The organism is Planktotalea sp. (genome assembly GCF_049680325.1).
GTDB lineage: Bacteria > Pseudomonadota > Alphaproteobacteria > Rhodobacterales > Rhodobacteraceae > Planktotalea.
Window position 1 is genome coordinate 1 of sequence record NZ_JBAUHO010000193.1, and the last position, 1,535, is coordinate 1,535.

Sequence of the window (1,535 nt, forward strand, 5' to 3'; positions counted from 1 at the left end):
CTCAGCTTTTCATAGAGATTTTCGTCACTATGGTATGTGTCCGCATCTTGCCCGATCCCAATTCGGGAGGCAATTCGCCCTTCGCCCGCACGATTATCCAGCTGTGCTGTCATCAGATATGGCACCATGCCACGCTCACGGTAGTTATGCGCGGCCTGCAGTAAAACCGTGGATTTACCCGCGTTCATCGTTGAGTAATTGAAATAAAGTTTGGCCATGGGGCTATCTATCCGGCACGAAAGAAGGGGTGCAAGGCCATCTCATAAAAAACGACGCAATAAAGGGGGAATTGCACTAGGACTGTACCCCTAATACGATATATATTGTTCCAAATCTTTTGAGAGTAAGGGGCGTATACAATGGATGCAGCAGGCAGCTATTTGAAAAAGCACACAGAAGCCTTGGTGAAAGCCGTTGGCGTCGAAGCTGCCTGTGAAGTGACTGGTAAGTCGAAAGCGACTTTGGGCCGTTACTATTCCGACCATGACGAACACGCAGATCGCTTTATGCCTGTTGATGCTGTTGCTGCATTGGAGGCCGCTGCCGGATATCCGCACCTGACCCAAGCGCTTGCAGAGCTTTCGGGCGCGCATATCGATTTTGACGTGCGACGGCCAAATGACGTATCTAAAGGCGGTGTAAACGCGGATGTGATCGCGTTGAGCCAGCGTTTTGCGATGCTGATGGCCGAGTATCAGCAATCAATTGCGGATGGAAAAATCACGATGAACGAGGCGAAACGCCTGCTCAGAGAGACAACCATGCTGCAACAGGTTCTGGTAGACATGAAGCTGCATCTTGAGGATGAAAGCGTCTAGTCATTCGGTGTCTTTGTGCGGGGCTGCGCGTTTAGCCCCGCTTTTGCAAGATAACAGACCCCACAGAATAACCCGCCCCGAACGAGCAGATGAGACCGGTGTCACCGTCTTCTAAGTCATTGGAATATTTTGAAAAAGCGATGATCGATCCGGCTGACGACGTATTGGCGTAGTCTTGCAGGATATTGGGCTGCTCGCCTGCTTCGGGGGTGCGGCCAAGGACTTTCTTACCAATAAAGTCGTTCATTGATTTATTGGCCTGATGGAGCCAGAGCCGTTTGAGGTCCGCAGCGTCGATCCCTTCGGCGGCCATGTGGTTTGCAATATGGTCGGAGACCATCGGCAAGACCTCTTTGAACACCTTACGGCCATTTTGCATGAACTGCATATCGCGACGGTCTGCCACGCCGTCCGGGCGCGAGCGCCGCAGGAAGCCGTTGTTGTTGCGGATGTTGTTAGAGAAATCCGTGGCGCACCTTGTTGATTTTATTTCGAAATACGGACCGGTGGCTGCCTCTGCGCGTTCGATTAGCGTCGCTGTTGCGACGTCACCAAAGATGAAGTGGCAGTCGCGATCACGCCATTCTAAATGGGCAGAACATATTTCCGGGTTAACGACCAGTGCGCTGCGGATGGAGCCGGAGCGGATCATGTCTGCGGCGGCCTGAATTCCGAAGGTGGCGGAGGAACAGGCGACGTTCATATCAAAGGCAAAGC

General features: G+C 52.5%; 2 protein-coding genes and 1 pseudogene. 1 reads left to right on the forward strand and 2 read right to left on the reverse strand.

Annotation, left to right across the window (positions count from 1 at the left end):
• Nucleotides 1-218: pseudogene (locus WBC85_RS08725) on the reverse strand (thymidine kinase); the annotation flags it as partial.
• Between the two features lie 141 nt (nucleotides 219-359).
• Here WBC85_RS08725 and WBC85_RS08730 point away from each other — a divergent pair.
• Nucleotides 360-818, forward strand: coding sequence for a hypothetical protein (locus WBC85_RS08730; protein WP_424435416.1), 459 nt, complete (start codon nucleotides 360-362; stop codon nucleotides 816-818).
• A 31-nt stretch (nucleotides 819-849) separates the two neighbouring features.
• Here WBC85_RS08730 and WBC85_RS08735 read toward each other — a convergent pair.
• Nucleotides 850-1,535, reverse strand: a 686-nt coding sequence (locus WBC85_RS08735; protein WP_424435419.1) for a beta-ketoacyl-ACP synthase III, incomplete at its 5' end; no start/stop codon positions are given.

Excerpts from the sequence above, each read along its gene's own strand:
- WBC85_RS08730 (WP_424435416.1), top strand. The coding sequence starts at position 360 with ATGGATGCAGCAGGCAGCTATTTGAAAAAGCACACAGAAGCCTTGGTG.